Raw genomic sequence first — 317 nt, 5'->3', positions numbered from 1 at the left:
ACACGGCCGCTACTAGATAACAGACCACCTTCGGCAAGCTTCCCGTCAGATGTTTTGAATACTCCAGGGTAACGGAAGAAGTGACCGTCTACAGATATGCCTTCCGAACGAAGAGTTGTGGGATATAAGGTAAAAGAAATTTTGCTCAGCTTATGCGTGATATCAGATGTGGCGGAGGCTCCCATTGAAACAACTAAGAATGAGGTTTTTGCCGGGGCAAGTATAAGGTTGCCTCCAGTAATCATGTCCTCACCAACAGCAGCTATATTTTTTTGAGCATCAGCAATAGTTTCTCGCGGTAGTGGCATGCCTTGGTC

The 317-nt window shown here is 46.4% G+C and carries 1 protein-coding gene; it reads right to left on the bottom strand.

Annotated features, from left to right (window positions below):
* The coding region (locus tag AC0IYH_RS30480) for a hypothetical protein (RefSeq protein WP_471837888.1) at nt 1-317 on the bottom strand (317 nt) is incomplete at both ends.

The sequence above is a fragment of the Pseudomonas sp. AC463 genome, assembly GCF_979253585.1.
Note: the sequence above shows the minus strand (reverse complement) of the source record. Positions and strands in the feature narration are given on the sequence as shown.